Source organism: Mesorhizobium sp. B2-4-13, from assembly GCF_006658535.1.
GTDB lineage: Bacteria > Pseudomonadota > Alphaproteobacteria > Rhizobiales > Rhizobiaceae > Mesorhizobium > Mesorhizobium australicum.
The window spans coordinates 43,858-60,311 of the sequence record NZ_VFVB01000016.1; the positions used below are offsets into that span (position 1 = coordinate 43,858).

The window sequence follows — 16,454 nt, forward strand, 5'->3', positions numbered from 1 at the left end:
GGCGTTCCGACTCAATCATGGGCCATTCCGTTCGCCACTTCCCATCGACGCCTTGAACCAATACCTCGGCACCGTAGCCAGTAGCCGAGGCACTGCTGGCTGCCTTGACAGCCGCACGCACGGCCTCCGATGCGCTGAATAGGGATAGTCCTTGCCGTCAAACCGGACCAGCCATTGGTCACCGATCTTTGAAATGAAATACCTGACATGCCCCACAGCCCGCCCCCCGATGATCGCCTAGAAATGACGATGTTCACTGGCTGTGCAACAAGCATCGCAAATTGACGGTATAGTTCCCAGGCAGCCGAACGGCGCGGCGTTCGAACGTGGCTAACCAGTTCTCATTTTATCGCCGTGACCCTGCCCGCCATGTCCAGTCGACAATCGACGTCGGCCTGCCGAACCTCGACGCCCCCTTGCCTTGCATAATCTATTTGAACCTTGATTGGTGCCGTGAGTGTACCCCCACGTCGACGCAACAATCCTGCGCTTAACGCCCTGACGCGGACGGCGCCAAGCGGTGTGGCGGCGGACGTGATCGCGGAGCGGCAGGCTTGCACAACAGCAGCTGGTATACCGGGCTTCGCTCTCAGGGGTCTCTGAGGCTTGACAGGATAGCCGTCGGTGAAGCCGCCGTCAGCAGATATGGAAGGCTTAAGAATTGGTGGCAAGACAATCGATTGCTTACCACTCCTGGCGGACGCAGCGGCGGTGGGACCAGCCGTTCCTTTGGGTGTGGTGGCTGGACTGCCGCTAGCGGTAGGCGACCCGTCGTCGGCCGCCGAATCGTCGCCTGAACCAATACTGGTCGAAACGCCTGCGCCTGCGTTGCCGACATTGCCGCTGGCACCAACGCCAACGCCGACTGCTCCCTTGGCCGCGCCAACCGAAGCTCCGACATGTGATCCCCCTGCATCACCGACGCTGGCTCCCACCCCGACCGTTGCGCCTTGCGAACCCGCGTTTACTGCGGCGCCGACTCCGATTCCGCCGACGCTGGCGCCTACCCCTTTGTCGAGAGCGCAGGCAGGTCCGATTCCAATCCCGATCATCAGGGCGGCGGCGACGTAGTGTTTCATTGCTATGTTGACCTCGGCATACATTCGGCTCCACGGTCTGTTCATTGGCGCGGGTCGAGCCCTTTTGGTGGTCGGGTCGGCAGCAATGCGAGGGGAAGAGAGATCGGGGCCAAGACAGCAGCCTGCTTCCCTGTCTGTTTTTCTCGCGAGCGCGGTTTGCGCCCCGGTTCAACCCCTGATCTGGGTGGTGCACTTGCAACCACGCCTGCCGGCTTATGGATCATTCGCGAGCGCGGTGCAGCCGCAGGCCGGTTCATGGTTGCGACGTCGTCGATTGCCTCGCGCGCGGCACTCAGGCTCAGGGCCAGACCGGTCGCCCGTTCACGTTCTTCTTCGAACGCCGCGCTTAACCCGACCGAGGTCCGGTTTGAAGCGTCGCGCTCCTTGCGAACGACGTCGAGGTCACGGGCAGCTGAATCGGCTCGGTTGCGTTCCAGTTCGAGCGCTTCTCCAGCTTGCCGTAGACCTGCTTCGGCCGCCTCACGGTTCTTATTGGCGTTGGCCAGCTCGACGGCGGCCGCATTTGCGGCTGTCTTGAGGGCCTCGATGGTTCGGTGAGCCGTTGTGAGCTCTTGCCCCAAGAGCTCAACCTTGTGCCGTTCGTCGTCAAGAGCTTGCGTCACAGCAGTCTCGGGAACGTCCTTGGAGGGCTGGGCTGCACTGGGCGCGGGCTTGTCACCGCCCCAGAGAGTGGCTTCGGCCCTGAAGCTTTCGATGGCGCGCTGCGCCGTCTGCAGATCGAGCGAAAGGGCTTCGTCCTTTCGCTGCTGCTCTTTTAGAGCTTGTGCTTGCTTGGCTAGCTCCGCTCGTGCGGCATCCAATTCGCGTCGTAACATCTCCTGATTTTCGCCTGGCGGCGTTTGTGCCTCTGCGTCGGGTGCCTGTGCTTCGCTGGGCACCAGCTCTCCAACTGCGTGGGATCCGAATGCCCCTGCCGGTGCCTTGCCGGGCTCTTTGCCGACATCGACGTTGTCCGTAAATGCATCGGACGAACTGTCGCTGGCTGGGAGAGGCGCTGAGGCGTCAGGCGCGCGCTGACTGTGTGCCGGAGATGCGAACAGCAAAACAAGGCATAACGGAAAGAGGGTGACGATGGCCTCCGCCCGCCTTCCGCGCGTCTCGTGCGGCAAAAAAGAAGTCCATCGTCCAATCGAGCTGAACGCATCGAGGAGACAATTCGCCCTCGTGCTCTGCACATGACCCATCGCTGAACCTCGAGACTGCAGCCTCACCGCATTGCATCTCCACCTGTCGAAATTTCCGGTGCCGAGCAAAAGCGCGAAGCGAGCGAAACACCACCGCGCGCGCCAAAGCATCAGTTGGAACCTAACTGGTGGTTCCTCAGTTGCCATCATTCGAACGAACGGGAGATTCGTCCTATAAATGCCTGCCTCGCTTGGCATTCCCCCTTGGCGCCCGTCCATCCAGGCGGAAAAATCAACGATCGCAATCCCACATCGCCTGGCGATCTCGTCGCGTGGATATGTGACGCAATCACCTTCGGCGGCAATCCGCTTCACCCGGGCTCGAACGGCAGGAACTGAACACGCAGGTCCCGCATATAGCTGGCGAGACCCGCCGTCCGTTCGGTACCGTAGTCGCGTATCGCCAAAAGTCGTGCTGACCTGCCGGCCCGGAACTGCGTTGCAAGCTGGACGTTACGAAATTGCTGCAGCTTGGCTGCTCAGGACCTTTGATGTTCAATTTCGTCTTTGCCACCGGCATTGAAAACAGCGCTCCCACGATCAGTGGAGGACGGGAGCGGGTCGACGAAATGGAGAAATGTCGCTTCTACCAGCAATGGCGCACCGACTTCGAGCTGCTGCAGGAACTGGGTCTTCGCTTTCTCCGCTACGGGCCTCCAATTCACAAGACCTGGTTGGGCGACGGACACTATGACTGGACCTTCGCCGATGAGACCTTCGCTGACCTGAAGGCCAGGGATGTTCTTCCGATCGTCGACCTCTGCCATTTCGGCGTTCCAGACTGGGTGGGCAATTTCCAGAACCCGGATTTTCCGCGGCTGTTTGAACGTTATGCGCACGACTTCGCAACCCGCTTTCCTTGGATCCAGCTCTACACGCCGGTCAATGAGATGTTCATCTGCGCCACCTTTTCAGCGCGCTGGGGTTGGTGGAACGAGCAACTGAGCACCGACACCGCCTTCGTCACCGCCCTCAAGCATATCGTGAAGGGCAACGTGGTGGCGATGCGGGCAATCCTGCAAGTGAGGCCCGACGCTATCTTCATTCAAAGCGAGTCCTCGGAATACTTTCACGCCGATTCCCCCGAGGCCATCGGCAAGGCGGAGCGTTTCAATAGTCAGCGTTTCCTATCGCTCGACCTCAATTACGGGCATGACGTCGACGCGCGCACTTATCGCTACCTGCTCGAAAACGGGATGACCGCGCAGGAGTACAGCTTTTTCCTGGAAAACCATTTGCGCAGGCATTGCGTGATGGGCACTGACTATTACCAGACCAACGAGCACCGGGTTTGGGCGGACGGAACCACGTCGGCTTCCGGCGAGGTGTTCGGCTATGACGAAATTACGCGCCAGTATTTCAACCGTTACCGCCTACCTGTGATGCATACAGAGACAAACATCCGCGAAGGGCCGAACGGGGACGAAGCCGTTTACTGGTTGTGGAAGGAGTGGGCCAACGTGCTTAGGATCCGCAACGACGGCATACCTATCGTGGGCTTCACTTGGTACTCGCTCACCGATCAGGTGGACTGGGATAGCGCCCTGCGCGAGAACAACGGAAGGGGCAATGCGGTCGGCCTCTATGATCTGGACCGCAACCCCAGGGCGGTGGGAACCGCATACAAGGCGCTCATCGCCAACTGGAACAAGCTGCTCGCCACCCAAAGTGTCTGCCTCGCTTTGCCCGTCTTTTTGCCGTCCGAGCAGGACGACCCAAGTGTTCGCGCGCAGCAGGACTATGCGCGGGGCCTTTTGCATGTGGACCGGATCGCCGAAGCTGGGGCCGAACCGCTGGAACCCTCCAAGGACAAGGTGAAACCCGATGCGCCTGGCTGACAAGAGCGCGATTGTGACTGGCCCCGCAAGCGGCATTGGGCTGGCCATCGCGACCCGCTTAGGCGCCGAAGGCGCCCGGGTTATCATCGCCGACCTAGATGGAGGCAGTGCGCAGGCGGCCGCACAGGCAGTTCAAAAAGCCGGCGCGCCGGACACCGCCGCCTTGGTTTGCGACGTTTCAGACGAGATTGCCGTCGGGCAGTGCTGTCGACTGGCTCTCGCGCGATTTGGCAGGTTGGACATCGTCGTCAATAACGCCGGCCTGATAATGTTCAAGCCCCTCGAGGCGTTCACCAGCGCGGACTGGCTGAAGGTGCTGAGTGTGGGACTTGCTGGGGGCAGTCCATTTCACGCGTGAGGCATTCGCGCACATGACCCTAGGCGGGTCGATCGTGAACATCTCGAGCGTGCACGCGCTTGAAACGACGCCGCATGTCGCCCCCTACGCAGCGGCGAAAGCAACGCTACTGTCGCTCACCCGGTCCACTGCGATCGAAGGCCGGGCGCGTGGCATACGCGCCAATGCTATCCTGCCTGGGGCCATCGACACCGATGCTTTGGGAAAATCCGAACATCAAGTCAGGCGTCGAATCCATCAGCCCGGAAGATGTCGGCAAGCCGGAGCAGATTGCCGCGGCCGCCGCTTTCCTGGCTTCAGACGACGCCGCCTTTGCCAACGGCGCGGCGCTCAACGTGGATGGCGGCCGGTTGGCACGGCTCTAGACGTGCAAGCGGTTTGCTGCGGCACTGCGAAGGCCAAGTCGCGCATGGATCACCCGCACCGGCGTCGACAGCGCGCGCGTCGGCAGGGAACGGTCCCGCGCTCGGGGGCTCGAAGACAATCACATTGCCACTGGTTCGGCTGGAGAAAGGCTCGAGAATTTTGCATCAGGCTGGACGGCCCCGATTCCACCGCGCGAGCGCTCCGGCGGGCATCTCCGGACAGCGGCGGCGATGCGGACCAATGCGGCGAAGGCGATCACGAGAGGCGCGACGGGCGGCATGGATGAGGACGACCGGGCTCTGCAGTCGACCGCGAGCGCCCTCGTTAGGAGTCTCGCCGGCCGAACCAACTTGTCGCCGACCATCAGCGGCCATTCGATTGCCGTTGAGGGTGCCGCCCCTAGCCGCCGCCTCGTTCCGCGATACTTGGAGAATCGGAGTGCACAAGGTGAGACCGCGATGTCCGATGGAATCCTGCGCTGTCCCGAGCGGCCGACCGAGTGCCTCTCGAAATATTGGAAACCCGATCTAGATCACTCAGTCCGGGGGAGATCCGGCCGTGCTTTACACGCACTGCTGGTAGCGCTACCACTTCAGATGGAGGGGCGCGGCAAGACCGGAAGCTGCGTATGTAAAGTGGACGTCTTCCTGCAGGCGTCTCATCGCCCGGGAGGTAATCGATGGCGTCCGTTGCGATCCGCGATGTCTATAAGTCCTTCGGCGCCGCCGAGATTCTCCATGGCGTCGGCATCGACATAGAAGATGGCGAGTTCGTCACGCTCGTCGGCCCGTCGGGCTGTGGGAAGTCGACGCTGTTGCGCATGATCGCGGGGCTAGAGGGCATCACGCGCGGCGAGATCGCCATTGGTGGGCGCGTTGTCAACGCGGTCGCCCCCAAGGAGCGCGACATTGCCATGGTGTTCCAGAACTATGCGCTCTATCCACATATGACGGTGCGAGAGAATATGGCGTTCTCCCTGATGTTGAAGCGTGCCTCGAAGCAGGAGAGCGATGCCAAGGTTGCACGTGCCGCGGAAATTCTCAACCTCACGCCGCTTCTGTCGCGCTATCCCCGGCAGCTTTCGGGCGGGCAGCGGCAGCGCGTGGCGATGGGCCGGGCGATCGTTCGCGACCCGCAGGTGTTCTTGTTTGACGAGCCCCTCTCCAATCTCGATGCCAAGCTGCGCGTACAGATGCGCGCTGAGATCAAGGAACTGCACCAGCGCCTGAAGACCACGACTGTCTATGTCACTCACGACCAGATCGAGGCGATGACGATGGCCGACAAGATCGTCGTCATGCATGACGGCAATGTGGAGCAGATCGGGCGCCCGCTCGATCTTTATGACCGCCCGGACAATCTTTTCGTCGCGATGTTCATCGGCTCTCCAGCCATGAACATGCTGACAGGGCGCATTGGTGCCAGTGGCTTTGAAGGCAGCGGCGGCGTCGCCGTACACTTGCCGCGGACGCCGAAAGGCCTGAGTGGAGGTCCAGTAGTGCTTGGCATCCGGCCAGAGCATCTGCGCCTCTGCGACCAAGGCTTTCCCGTCACCATCTCCGTCATCGAACCGACCGGGTCGGAGTTGCAGATCATCGGCCGCGCGCCTGGTGGCGAAGAGATCGTCGCGAATTTTCGGGAGCGCCACCCGTTCCAGCCGGGCCAAACTGTCAGGCTCGCCGCCGAGCCAGGCCTGGTCCATCTCTTTGACGCAGATACGGGTCGCCGGCTTTGAACATGCCGAGGTCAGCCAATCAAACAGGAGGAAATGGCCATGAGATACACCAGAAGAGACGTGATCCGCACCAGTGCCGGTGCTGCGGCGGCCGGGGCAATCGGTAGCCGGCTGCTTGGCACGCCAGCTCTTGCCCAGGATGGGCCGAAATTCACGCCCGAAAAGGGCGCCAAGCTCAGGCTCCTTCGCTGGTCACCATTCGTCCAGGGCGATGAGAACGCCTGGCTGGCGCAGACGAAGAAATTCACCGACGCCACCGGTGTCGAGGTGCGCGTCGACAAGGAGAGCTGGGAGGACATTCGTCCCAAGGCGGCGGTCGCCGCCAATGTCGGCTCGGGTCCCGACCTGATGTTCGTCTGGTTCGACGATCCGTTCCAATATCCCGACAAGCTCCTCGCTGTGACCGATCTCGGAGATTATCTGGGCAAGAAATATGGCGGCTGGCACGAGGGCCCAAAGAGCTACGCCACCAAGGACGGCAAGTTCATCGGGCTGCCGCTGGCGACCATAGGAAACGCGATCGTCTACCGCGAGAGCTGGGTCAAGGAGGCCGGCTTTTCCGAGTTCCCGAAGGACACCGACAGCTTCCTCGAATTGTGCAAGGCTCTGCAAGCCAAAGGCCACCCCGCCGGCTTCACCCATGGCCACGGCGTCGGCGACGGCAACAACTACGCCCACTGGCTCTTATGGAGCCATGGCGGCCAGATGGTCGACGAGAACAGCAAGGTGGTGATCAACAGTCCCGAGACGCTGAAGGCGATCAAATATGCCCAGGCCCTCTACAAGACCTTCATCCCTGGCACCGAAAGCTGGCTCGACGTGAACAACAATCGTGCCTTCCTGGCCGGCGAGCTGTCGGTCATCGCCAACGGTATCTCGGCCTATGAAACAGCCCGGATCAACAAGGACAAGGATCCCAAGCTGGCTGAAATGGCCAAGGACATCCGCACGGCCAGCTTGCCGATCGGTCCGATCGGCAAGGCGGTAGAGCTTTACCAAGTCACCTCGGCGGTGATCTTCAACTACACGCCCTATCCGAACGCGGCCAAGGCCTATCTGCAGTTCATGTTCGAGGAACCGCAGATGTCGGAATGGATCAAGGGCTCTTCCGGCTATTGCTGCCAGACTTTGAAGGCCTACGACGACAATCCGATCTGGAAGGCCGATCCAAACTATGCGCCCTATGCCAAGGCGTCAGCGACGCTGCGCAACAACGGCTATGCAGGGCCGCTCGGCTACGCGTCCGCAGCGACCATGGCCGACTACGTGCTGGTCGACATGTTCGCCAAGGCGGTGACTGGTCGGGCGACACCGCAGGAGGCAATGGAAGAGGCCGAAAAGCGCGCCAACAGGTATTACCGGGTGTAGTCTGGACGTCTTCTTCCATTCGAGGGGGGAAGACGCCTGTTGTTTTTCCGGTCGCCCCAGCGGCGTCGCGACGTGCCGCCGAAAGGCACGCGCCCACAAGGAGAGAGCGCGGACGAATGGGCCCGCGCGCCAGCAGTCCACGAAAGTCGAAGGACTGGTGCCACTCGATACCCGCCACAGGAGCCTTTTCATGGCCGTGACAACCGCCGCCCCGCCCCGCCCCTCCTTCTTGTCGCGCATTGCCGAAAGCCGTGGGCTGCTCAGCTTTGGCTTTATGCTGCCGACAGTGGTGCTGCTGCTGGTCTTTCTCACCTATCCGCTGGGGCTCGGCGTCTGGCTCGGCTTTACCGACGCCCGCATCGGCAGGCCGGGCGTCTTCATCGGCCTGGAGAATTATGAATACCTCTGGGACGACAGCGTGTTCTGGCTGTCCGTGTTCAACACGCTTCTCTACACAGTGAGCGCGTCTATCCTGAAGTTCGCCCTCGGCCTTTGGCTGGCGTTGCTGCTGAATGAGAACCTGCCGTTCAAATCCTTTTTCCGCGCCGTGGTGCTTCTTCCCTGGGTGGTGCCGACGGTGCTGTCGGCGATCGCCTTCTGGTGGATCTACGATTCGCAATTCTCGATCATCTCCTGGGCTCTCAAGCAGATGGGCCTCATCGACCACAACATCAACTTTCTTGGCGATCCGCAAAACGCGCGCGCTTCGGTGATCGCCGCTAATGTCTGGCGCGGCATTCCCTTCGTCGCCATAACGCTGCTTGCCGGCCTGCAGACGATCCCGCAATCACTCTACGAAGCCGCCACGCTGGACGGCGCCGGTCGATGGCAGCTGTTTCGCTATGTCACCTTGCCGCTGCTGACGCCGATCATCGCCATCACCATGACCTTTTCGGTGCTGTTCACCTTCACCGATTTCCAGCTTATCTATGTGCTGACGCGCGGCGGCCCGGTGAACGCCACACATCTCATGGCGACGCTTTCTTTCCAACGTGGCATTTCGGGCGGGCAGCTCGGCGAAGGCGCAGCCATCGCGGTGGCGATGATCCCGTTCCTGCTGGGCGCGATCCTGTTCAGCTATTTCGGCCTGCAGCGACGCAGGTGGCAGCAAGGCGGCGGAGATTGAGATGGCTCTGATCGAACCCAAGGCAAATGCAGCCGGCGGCGACGAAGGTGGCATGACCTATCTGCAAAGCATGCCGCGTCGCGTGGTGACGATCTATGTCCCGTTGGCCATTTTCGTCATCGTGCTGCTCTTTCCCTTCTACTGGATGACGATCACCGCGATCAAACCCAACGCGGAAATGACCAGTTACGACACATCGAGCCCGTTCTGGGTAGTCCACCCGACCTTGCAGAACATCCGCTACCTGCTTTTCGAGACCTCCTATCCCGGCTGGCTACTCAACACGACGATTATTTCGGTCGCCGCTACCGTGCTGTCGCTGATCGCTGCAGTCTTGGCTGCGTACGCGATCGAGCGTCTGCGCTTTTCCGGCTCGCGCCAGGTCGGGCTGGCCGTGTTCCTCGCCTATCTCGTCCCACCATCCATCCTGTTCATTCCGCTGTCGGTAATGGTGTTCAATCTCGGGCTTTATGACACGCCCTTTGCCCTGATCCTGACCTATCCGACTTTCCTGGTGCCCTTCTGCACCTGGTTGCTGATGGGCTATTTCCGTTCCATTCCCTTCGAACTGGAGGAGTGCGCCCTCATCGATGGCGCCAGCCGCTGGCAAGTGCTGACCAAGATCGTGCTGCCGCTGTCGGTGCCAGGGCTGATCAGCGCGGGTATCTTCGCCTTCACGCTGTCGTGGAATGAGTTCATCTACGCCCTCACCTTCATCCAGTCGTCCGAGAACAAAACCGTGCCGGTGGGCGTGCTGACCGAGCTCGTCCGCTCCGACGTTTACGAATGGGGTTCGCTCATGGCCGGCGCCCTGATCGGCTCGCTGCCGGTGGTGATCCTTTATTCCTTCTTCGTCGAGCACTACGTGTCGTCAATGACCGGCGCGATCAAAGAGTAGCCCACGGCAGTAGCCGGCGGCGTGGCTCCTTATGGCGTGCGCCACCGCACCGAGTTTACGTCACAGCGGTCGCGAAGGGGACGGCTGTGGCTGGAGCGGGGAGCGCTGGCGCTATGCCGCACCACGTGATGCTTCCATCCTTGTGGTTCCCGCGACGAGCTGAGGGAAGCATTATATTCGCTTGAACTAACGCTTGCTGTTCCTGGTCCGCCGATTATGGTTGAGCGTTCCTGAGCCGGCACGGGATATGGACTTGCCTCGTCGATCAGTTCGATCGCATCTGCTTGGATTGATCGCCGCCGCAGTTGTCCCGGTGTGGCTGTTTGCCGGCTATTTGCTAGGCCAATATGCACTGCAGGAACGATATCGTTTTGAGCAGGACGCCGTGCAAACGGCTCGCCAGGTGTCGCTTGTTGTAGAGGGCGAGCTGGCAAATCTCCAAACCATCCTCGACGGCCTTTCCAAATCCCCCGCGCTCGCCAGTGGCGATCTGAAAGGCTTCCACCGCGAGGCGCTCGATCTTGTCCACGGGACGGACCGGACGATCATCCTGCGTGATCTTGGCCGCAATCAGCTGATGAACACTGAAATCGGATACGGTGCCGCCTTGCCGTCGGTCGCACCGATAGGAGCTGTCGACCGCGAGAAACTCAACCATTCCGGAGTTTTCGTCAGCGATGTCTTCACCGACAAAAGCTCAGGCGAATACCGCGTGGCTGTTGCCATTCGGGTGCCCGCTCCTAAGGGGGAGGACCTGCTTCTTGCACTTTCTGTACCGACTGCCCGGATCCGCGATGTTTTGATGCGGGCCGTCCCGGAAGGATGGACGGTGGGTGTGGGAGATCGCGACGGAAATTACGTTGCCCGTTCCAAGTTGCACGACGAATGGACCGGAAAGCCCGGATTGCCCGAATACGTGGAAAAGATAGTTGGGCGCTCGGGCTCATTCACGTCCCGCAACTTCGAAGGGGCGACGCTGCTGGCAGGCTACTACAGGTCTCCGCACTCTGATTGGTTCTACACCGCAAACGTGCCGCTTTCAGCAGCGCAGGCGCCGCTCTGGCGCTCGCTTGCCGCGATCTCCGGGATAGGTCTTCTTTCGCTTGTTGTTTCCGTTGCTCTGGGGTATTTCGTCGGCAAGAGATTTACCCAGGCCACCGCTGAACTGGCGACACGGGCCGAAGCGCTGGGTCATGGTCGCAGCGTCGAACCCCTGTCGACCTCGGTTACGGAGTTCGCTGGCATCGCCCAGGCGATGGTGGATGCAGAGCGGGCGATCGCCGAACGGCGCTACGAGTTGGAGGCGGTGTTGGAGACAGCGCCGGCGGCAGTCTGGTTTACCTATGATCCGAAGGCTCTTCAGGTTATCCGCAACCGCTTCGCGGCCGAACTCATGGGCTTGCCAACCGACGCGCACAAATCCTTCGGCAGACCCGACCTCGTCATCGAGACCGTGGCCGTCAAGGACGGGCACATAGTGAGCCGCGAAGACCGCCCTCTTAGCCGCGCCATGCGCGGGCAGCTGACGGATCATGAAGAGTTCGCCTACACGCTGCCGTCAGGTGTGGAGCGCTTTCTACTTTCCAGCGCACGTCCAATTCGCAACCCCGGTGGCCGCATCATAGGGGCCGTACAAATCAGTCTCGACATCACAGAACGCAAACGCGGCGAGGAGCAGCTCAAATTGTTGACCAACGAGCTGAACCATCGCGTGAAGAATATCCTTGCCGTGGTTCAGTCCATTGCCTCCCAGACACTGCGCAACGCCACAAGTTTGCCTGAAGCAGGACGCACGCTCTCCAGCCGTCTCGTCTCGCTGGCCCGGGCCAACGACCTGCTTATCCAGCAGAACTGGAGTGGCGCCGACGTCAAGGATCTGGTTGCCACATCGGTCAGCTCACACGCGCCGATCGACCGCTTCAAGATTAGCGGCGAGTCGGTCTGGCTACCGCCGAACGTCGCTCTTTCGGCCGCTCTGGCTTTTCATGAGCTTACGACGAATGCGCTCAAGTATGGAGCACTGTCGAACGAGACCGGCACGGTGTCGATTCAGTGGAGGCTCCTCGGGCAAAAACAGCATCGCTGGCTCAATCTGGAATGGCGCGAACGGGGAGGTCCGCCTGTTGAACCGGTCGAGCGAAAGGGCTTCGGCACGCAGCTCCTCGAGCGCGTGTTTGCGTCCGGCACGTCAGGGCGCGTCACTCTGAAGTTTCAGAAATCGGGACTGGTCTGCACCATGCGCGTGAATTCCGCGTCTGAGGTCAATCCCGCGGTAGACAGTGACGACACCCCTGGAGGGGAATCGTAGAAATCTCCAGCGAAGCTCTCGCCGCGGGGTAGGCCCGAGCACAGTGCTTTCGGAGAGGGACCATATTCCTCTCTGATCAGGAGTCTCTTGACACATGCGTTCCCATTTTGTTCACTGTCGGCAAGATAGCCACAGGAGGCGCGCCATGAGGCTTCGGCTGGAAATCAAAGGAGCTTCCCCGGAAGAGAAGCAGCGCGGCATCGACGCAGCAAGCGCGGTCTTTGCCGCGGCGGGGATATCGCCTGAACAGGGAGCGGATGGAATGTTCGCGCTGGAAGGCTGGGACGACGCCAGTTTTCGCGATGACATGGAGCCGGATGAAGACGAGGATGAGGCGGCGAGCTTGTGGATGCAGGCAAACAAGGCTGCGATTGAAGCGTGTTGCGCCGATTGGCCGGCCGATGCCGTGCCAGGAAACTATCTTTTACTGGAATTGGTCGACTGATCAGACATCGAAAAGGTCGCTCGGCCCCACGCCGATCTCGTCGATGATGTCGGGCGTGTTGTGACGCGGCGATCCGACCTTGCTGTCGATCGGTGATATCTTCATCAGTTCAGAGCTGAATGGCTTCACGCAGACGGGTCTGGGCCAAGCCGGCGCATGTAATCGGCCGGCGCCAGGAGCACCGGGTTCATGGGTCCTCGCCATCAACTCATTAGGCTCGCATGTCACGCCAGCGGCGACGCGCCTGTGGTGGCGGAGAGCGCAACAGTGAGACTGGCAAAACCAATCCATCTTTCGCCGCACGGGTGATGGGCGGTTTCAACTTTCTTAGTTTGGTCCTTGCTGGTTGGACGTGTCTGCCAATTTTCCCGAAAACAGCGCAGGACCGCGCGTCTTGAGCAGCGACAAGGACGTGTAATCGAGGATCGACAATCCGCCATCGACCACAAGCGTCTGGCCGGTGATGAAGGATGCTTCATCACTTGCGAGGAAGGCCACCGCTGCAGCAATCTCGCTAGGGGTTCCCATGCGGTTGAAGACACCCGGCGGGACTTCCCATTCGCCCGAGGAGTTCGTGCTCGACGCAGGTTCTTTTTCATCGAGCTCTGTGGCGATCCAGCCGGGGCTGACACAATTTGCCCGAATTCCGAATAGCGCACCTTCCACCGCCAGCGAGCGTGTGAGCGCCTCCACTCCCGCCTTCGCAACACCGTACAGCCCCCAGTTTCCGTGCAGTGTGGCCGTCGACGAGATGTTTACGATCGACCCACCGCCGCAGTCGCGCATCACCGGAAGCGCGTAGGAGGAGACGAAGTAGGTCGAATCGAGATTGGGGCCGCGCAACTTCGACCAGCGCTGACCCGGCGATTCATCACCCTCGATGCCTGACCTGCGGGAGCCGACCCCGGCATTGTTGACGACGACGTCCAGGCTGCCCCATTGAGCAACCTTGTCCACCATTTCCGCCGCTGCCGCTTCGCTTGCCAGATCACATTGAAAGAACTTAGCTCTGCCCCCGGCAGACGCGATCTCCGATTCCACTTCCGAGCCCTTGGTGCCGTCACGACCGACAAGAGCAAGTCTGGCCCCTTCGTTGGCGAAGTACCGCGCTATTCCACGTCCGATTCCGGAATTGCCCCCAGTGACGATTACGACCTTGTCTTCAAAACGCATCTCACCGTTCTCCAAATAGGATCATCGCTCTGCCCTGTCTTGCAGTGCAGAATATTACAGACGTTCTAAAGCCTGTTAACAGCTACCGATTGCGACGAGATCGAAGTGCGGCCTCACCCGTGAGGAGGCCCAACGCATCCTCGATAAGCCTACGGCGAACACCGGCTCATATTCTGATGGTTCTGGTGGGGGCCCAAAAAGGGCCCGCCACCGGAGAGGTCTTGGTAGCGGGCAGGTGCAGGAGTGCGCTGGGATCAACCAGCATAGATAAACGGACGGCCGTCTGGCGGTTGCGGTCATCGTTCACCGGCATTTTACCATGCGAACATATTCCGAGCGTCAAGAGTATGGTAGCCACCACGAGGGCGCGGTGCGGTTCGAGCGGGTGATGGGGGCATTACTCGGTCGGGTCAAGCTCAGGCGAGGTGCCGCGTCCGCACCATCTCAGTCGGGATAGGTCTCACCGGAACACGGGCGCGGCGTCACTTCCCCCGAGCCACTTGCTTGGCCAAGTCGCCGATCTCGCGGCGCAGCTCGGCAATCTCATCGGCTGCGCGGTTGGCGACCTCGATGATGCGGTAGCCGACCTGTCGCTGTTTCTCGGCTTCAACACGATGGGCGATGCTTCCAAGGTGTAGCCCTCGATCGCGGCGGCGAGGGCCTTGACGGCCGTGTTGTCGACCAACGCGCCGGCGCCGTCATGGTGGGGTGCCTGGGCGATGGGCTGGATCTAGCGCGGCAAATCCGCCCCGGCGACCTTGCGGGTGTAGGCGCTCAACACAGAACACGGCTTCATTCTTGGTCTCAACGCTCCCGCTCGAGGAGCCACTAAACCAGAACCATCGGCCAGCCGACGGCCCTTGGAATTCCTTCATAATACGGCCGGCGTTGTCAGTCTGGAATTCCGCTGAGAAATCACACGGCTTTGATTGACCGCCTAGGATTGTTCGCCGCCACGCCAGAAGTACGCGACCGCCGCGGTCGACCAGGCAGCAGAACGCGTCTTCCTTAGTCGCAAAGGTGTCCACGATGGTGCTGCCGTCGACGACCTGCCAGCCGCGATGATACGCGAGACGGACCCTCAGGCGCTCGCTCATCCCCGAAAGCTTTCGGTGTACCAGGGTGATCTTGCCGTCCACCTTCATCGGCTTGTGGATCATCAGCCTCTTGGGAAGGTGGTCGGGATGGACCTCGAGGAGCGTAATCTCGACCGAGGGCTTGCACCGGTTGCAATCGAATTTCAGCTTCGGAGGATCAACGCCGTTCACAAGCATGTTGTGCCGGGTCGCCGTCCCCAGCTTTTCGATCGGATCATGCGCCACGAGAACAGAAGAGGAACAAATTCCTTGCCCGTCAAGCGGCCTTATGGACTGTTTCAGCAGATGAGCGACGAACCAATCAGGCCTCCCGACGGCATAACGCCGGCGCCGCGCGAGCGCGCCAGAGTGCTAGGGCATATGTGCGAGCACACCGGCTGCGCGAAGCACGGAGGCTTTGGCTTTGCTCGGCCTCGCCAGGACCCGCATTGGTTCTGTTTCGAACACCGAGGCGACGGCGAACGCTATCTCTGAAGGAGGAAACCCATGGCAGATGAGTCACCGTATATGCCCACAGGCATCGGCATGGGCATGCTGGGGGACGACGAAACCAAGATCGGCGTCCTGATTTTCGAGACGGCGAAAGGTAATTTCGATTTCGCCATCAACCAGCAGGCGGTCGATGTCATTCGGAAGGCGCTCAGCAAGATCGAGACGCACCTCACGAACGGCAAAATCTCGGACGTGGATCAGCCGGTGAAACTATTCTATGCCCCTGATGTGTCGTGGCAGCGGCCTGCAAAGGATAAGCGCAGAACGGCTAACCACGAGTGCCGCCAGCCAGAAGCCAGAACGCCTCGCTCCGCCGGCGCGGTCGCGAGGGGGCTTGCCGACTGGTTTAGGTCACCTCGCTAATACCGGCCGCTGGCCGCCGCTGTCCCAAACGGTGCGTTTTGCGCCCGATGATCATCAGTTTGCGAGCGGTGTTGTTGCGCAGCCGGCGGATGCGCCATTCCAATGCCGTCTCGGTGGCGATCGCCTTGGCATAGAGGCTTGAACGCATCGCCTTTTCGTCCGCGGCAATCTTGATCGGGTCATCGTAAAAAGCAGAAATCTTTTCTGATCCCATCCCCGGTGTGGCGAACCAAGGCGGAATGTACGTCGAACACAGGCGATCGACGTCAGTAAGCACCCGATGGATGCCGTCTCCTTGCGCCGGGCATGTCGTGGAGAACGCGTCGCCGATGAAGACGACACCATTGCGCCGGTGTCCGCTCGTGGCCGTCAGGCTGACCTGCCTCAGCTCGACCGGGCTAGCGATAGCGAAGTTGCCGCAATGAGCAGCAATCTCGGGCATCAACTGGAGAAGCATTTGTTGCGGACTCGCGCGGAATGCTTGGGTCCACGGATCAGCAACAGTTCTGTAGACAAACATGTTTGCCCGCATCCGGTTGCCTATTCGGAACACGGTCAAAAAGGGAATGCGGTCTCTAACTCTCCGAGGATAGAAGGTCAGCG

Annotated in this window: 15 protein-coding genes; 11 read left to right on the forward strand and 4 right to left on the reverse strand. The window is 60.7% G+C overall.

Features of this window, described 5'->3' with window-relative positions; all coding sequences use genetic code 11:
• Window positions 1-1,120: 1,120 nt before the first annotated feature.
• Window positions 1,121-1,978 carry a hypothetical protein gene (locus tag FJ936_RS29370; RefSeq protein WP_141907411.1) on the reverse strand — a complete coding sequence of 286 codons (858 nt, stop codon included), beginning with the start codon at window positions 1,976-1,978 and terminating at the stop codon, window positions 1,121-1,123.
• A gap of 797 nt (window positions 1,979-2,775) precedes the next feature.
• Here FJ936_RS29370 and FJ936_RS29375 point away from each other — a divergent pair.
• The 9 genes from FJ936_RS29375 to FJ936_RS29410 all read left to right on the forward strand — a co-directional run bounded on the left by FJ936_RS29375 (window position 2,776) and on the right by FJ936_RS29410 (window position 12,726).
• Window positions 2,776-4,122, forward strand: coding sequence for a family 1 glycosylhydrolase (locus tag FJ936_RS29375; protein ID WP_141907412.1), 1,347 nt, complete (start codon window positions 2,776-2,778; stop codon window positions 4,120-4,122).
• A complete protein-coding gene (locus tag FJ936_RS30735) occupies window positions 4,109-4,480 on the forward strand; it encodes an SDR family NAD(P)-dependent oxidoreductase (protein WP_210245835.1) in 372 nt (123 codons plus the stop codon). The genes FJ936_RS29375 and FJ936_RS30735 overlap by 14 nt, the downstream gene beginning before the upstream one ends.
• A 194-nt stretch (window positions 4,481-4,674) precedes the next feature.
• Window positions 4,675-4,845 carry an SDR family oxidoreductase gene (locus tag FJ936_RS31060; protein WP_246680592.1) on the forward strand — a complete coding sequence of 57 codons (171 nt, stop codon included), beginning with the start codon at window positions 4,675-4,677 and terminating at the stop codon, window positions 4,843-4,845.
• Window positions 4,846-5,525: 680 nt separating this feature from the next.
• The gene (gene ugpC / locus FJ936_RS29385; RefSeq protein ID WP_140792162.1) at window positions 5,526-6,581 is read left to right on the forward strand and encodes a sn-glycerol-3-phosphate ABC transporter ATP-binding protein UgpC; all 1,056 of its coding nucleotides are present in this window, start codon (window positions 5,526-5,528) and stop codon (window positions 6,579-6,581) included.
• A gap of 39 nt (window positions 6,582-6,620) precedes the next feature.
• Window positions 6,621-7,949 carry an ABC transporter substrate-binding protein gene (locus FJ936_RS29390; protein WP_140792160.1) on the forward strand — a complete coding sequence of 443 codons (1,329 nt, stop codon included), beginning with the start codon at window positions 6,621-6,623 and terminating at the stop codon, window positions 7,947-7,949.
• A 190-nt stretch (window positions 7,950-8,139) separates the two neighbouring features.
• On the forward strand, window positions 8,140-9,075 hold the full coding sequence (locus FJ936_RS29395; RefSeq protein ID WP_140661337.1) for a sugar ABC transporter permease: 936 nt from the start codon (window positions 8,140-8,142) through the stop codon (window positions 9,073-9,075).
• 1 nt (window position 9,076) lies between these two features.
• Complete coding sequence (locus FJ936_RS29400; RefSeq protein ID WP_140792158.1) at window positions 9,077-9,973, forward strand: carbohydrate ABC transporter permease; 897 nt, start codon at window positions 9,077-9,079, stop codon at window positions 9,971-9,973.
• Between the two features lie 193 nt (window positions 9,974-10,166).
• Window positions 10,167-12,281, forward strand: coding sequence for an HWE histidine kinase domain-containing protein (locus FJ936_RS29405; RefSeq protein WP_246680593.1), 2,115 nt, complete (start codon window positions 10,167-10,169; stop codon window positions 12,279-12,281).
• 145 nt (window positions 12,282-12,426) lie between these two features.
• The gene (locus FJ936_RS29410) at window positions 12,427-12,726 is read left to right on the forward strand and encodes a hypothetical protein (protein WP_140792156.1); all 300 of its coding nucleotides are present in this window, start codon (window positions 12,427-12,429) and stop codon (window positions 12,724-12,726) included.
• A gap of 327 nt (window positions 12,727-13,053) precedes the next feature.
• Here FJ936_RS29410 and FJ936_RS29420 read toward each other — a convergent pair whose 3' ends face one another.
• A complete protein-coding gene (locus tag FJ936_RS29420) occupies window positions 13,054-13,899 on the reverse strand; it encodes an SDR family NAD(P)-dependent oxidoreductase (protein ID WP_141907413.1) in 846 nt (281 codons plus the stop codon).
• A 500-nt stretch (window positions 13,900-14,399) separates the two neighbouring features.
• On the opposite strand from FJ936_RS29420, the gene FJ936_RS30660 reads away from it, so the two are divergent.
• Window positions 14,400-14,537, forward strand: a complete 138-nt coding sequence (locus tag FJ936_RS30660; RefSeq protein WP_181763202.1) for a hypothetical protein — start codon at window positions 14,400-14,402, stop codon at window positions 14,535-14,537.
• 60 nt (window positions 14,538-14,597) lie between these two features.
• Here the strand turns inward: FJ936_RS30660 and FJ936_RS31065 are convergent, their stop codons facing one another.
• Window positions 14,598-15,173: a hypothetical protein gene (locus FJ936_RS31065; protein ID WP_246680609.1), complete on the reverse strand. Its 576-nt coding sequence runs from the start codon at window positions 15,171-15,173 to the stop codon at window positions 14,598-14,600.
• Window positions 15,174-15,482: 309 nt separating this feature from the next.
• Here FJ936_RS31065 and FJ936_RS31070 point away from each other — a divergent pair, with 309 nt between their 5' ends.
• A complete protein-coding gene (locus FJ936_RS31070) occupies window positions 15,483-15,851 on the forward strand; it encodes a hypothetical protein (RefSeq protein ID WP_246680594.1) in 369 nt (122 codons plus the stop codon).
• Here the strand turns inward: FJ936_RS31070 and FJ936_RS31075 are convergent.
• Entirely contained in the window at window positions 15,835-16,371 is a 537-nt protein-coding gene (locus tag FJ936_RS31075) for a hypothetical protein (RefSeq protein ID WP_246680595.1), read from the reverse strand. The genes FJ936_RS31070 and FJ936_RS31075 overlap by 17 nt on opposite strands.
• Window positions 16,372-16,454 lie beyond the last annotated feature (83 nt).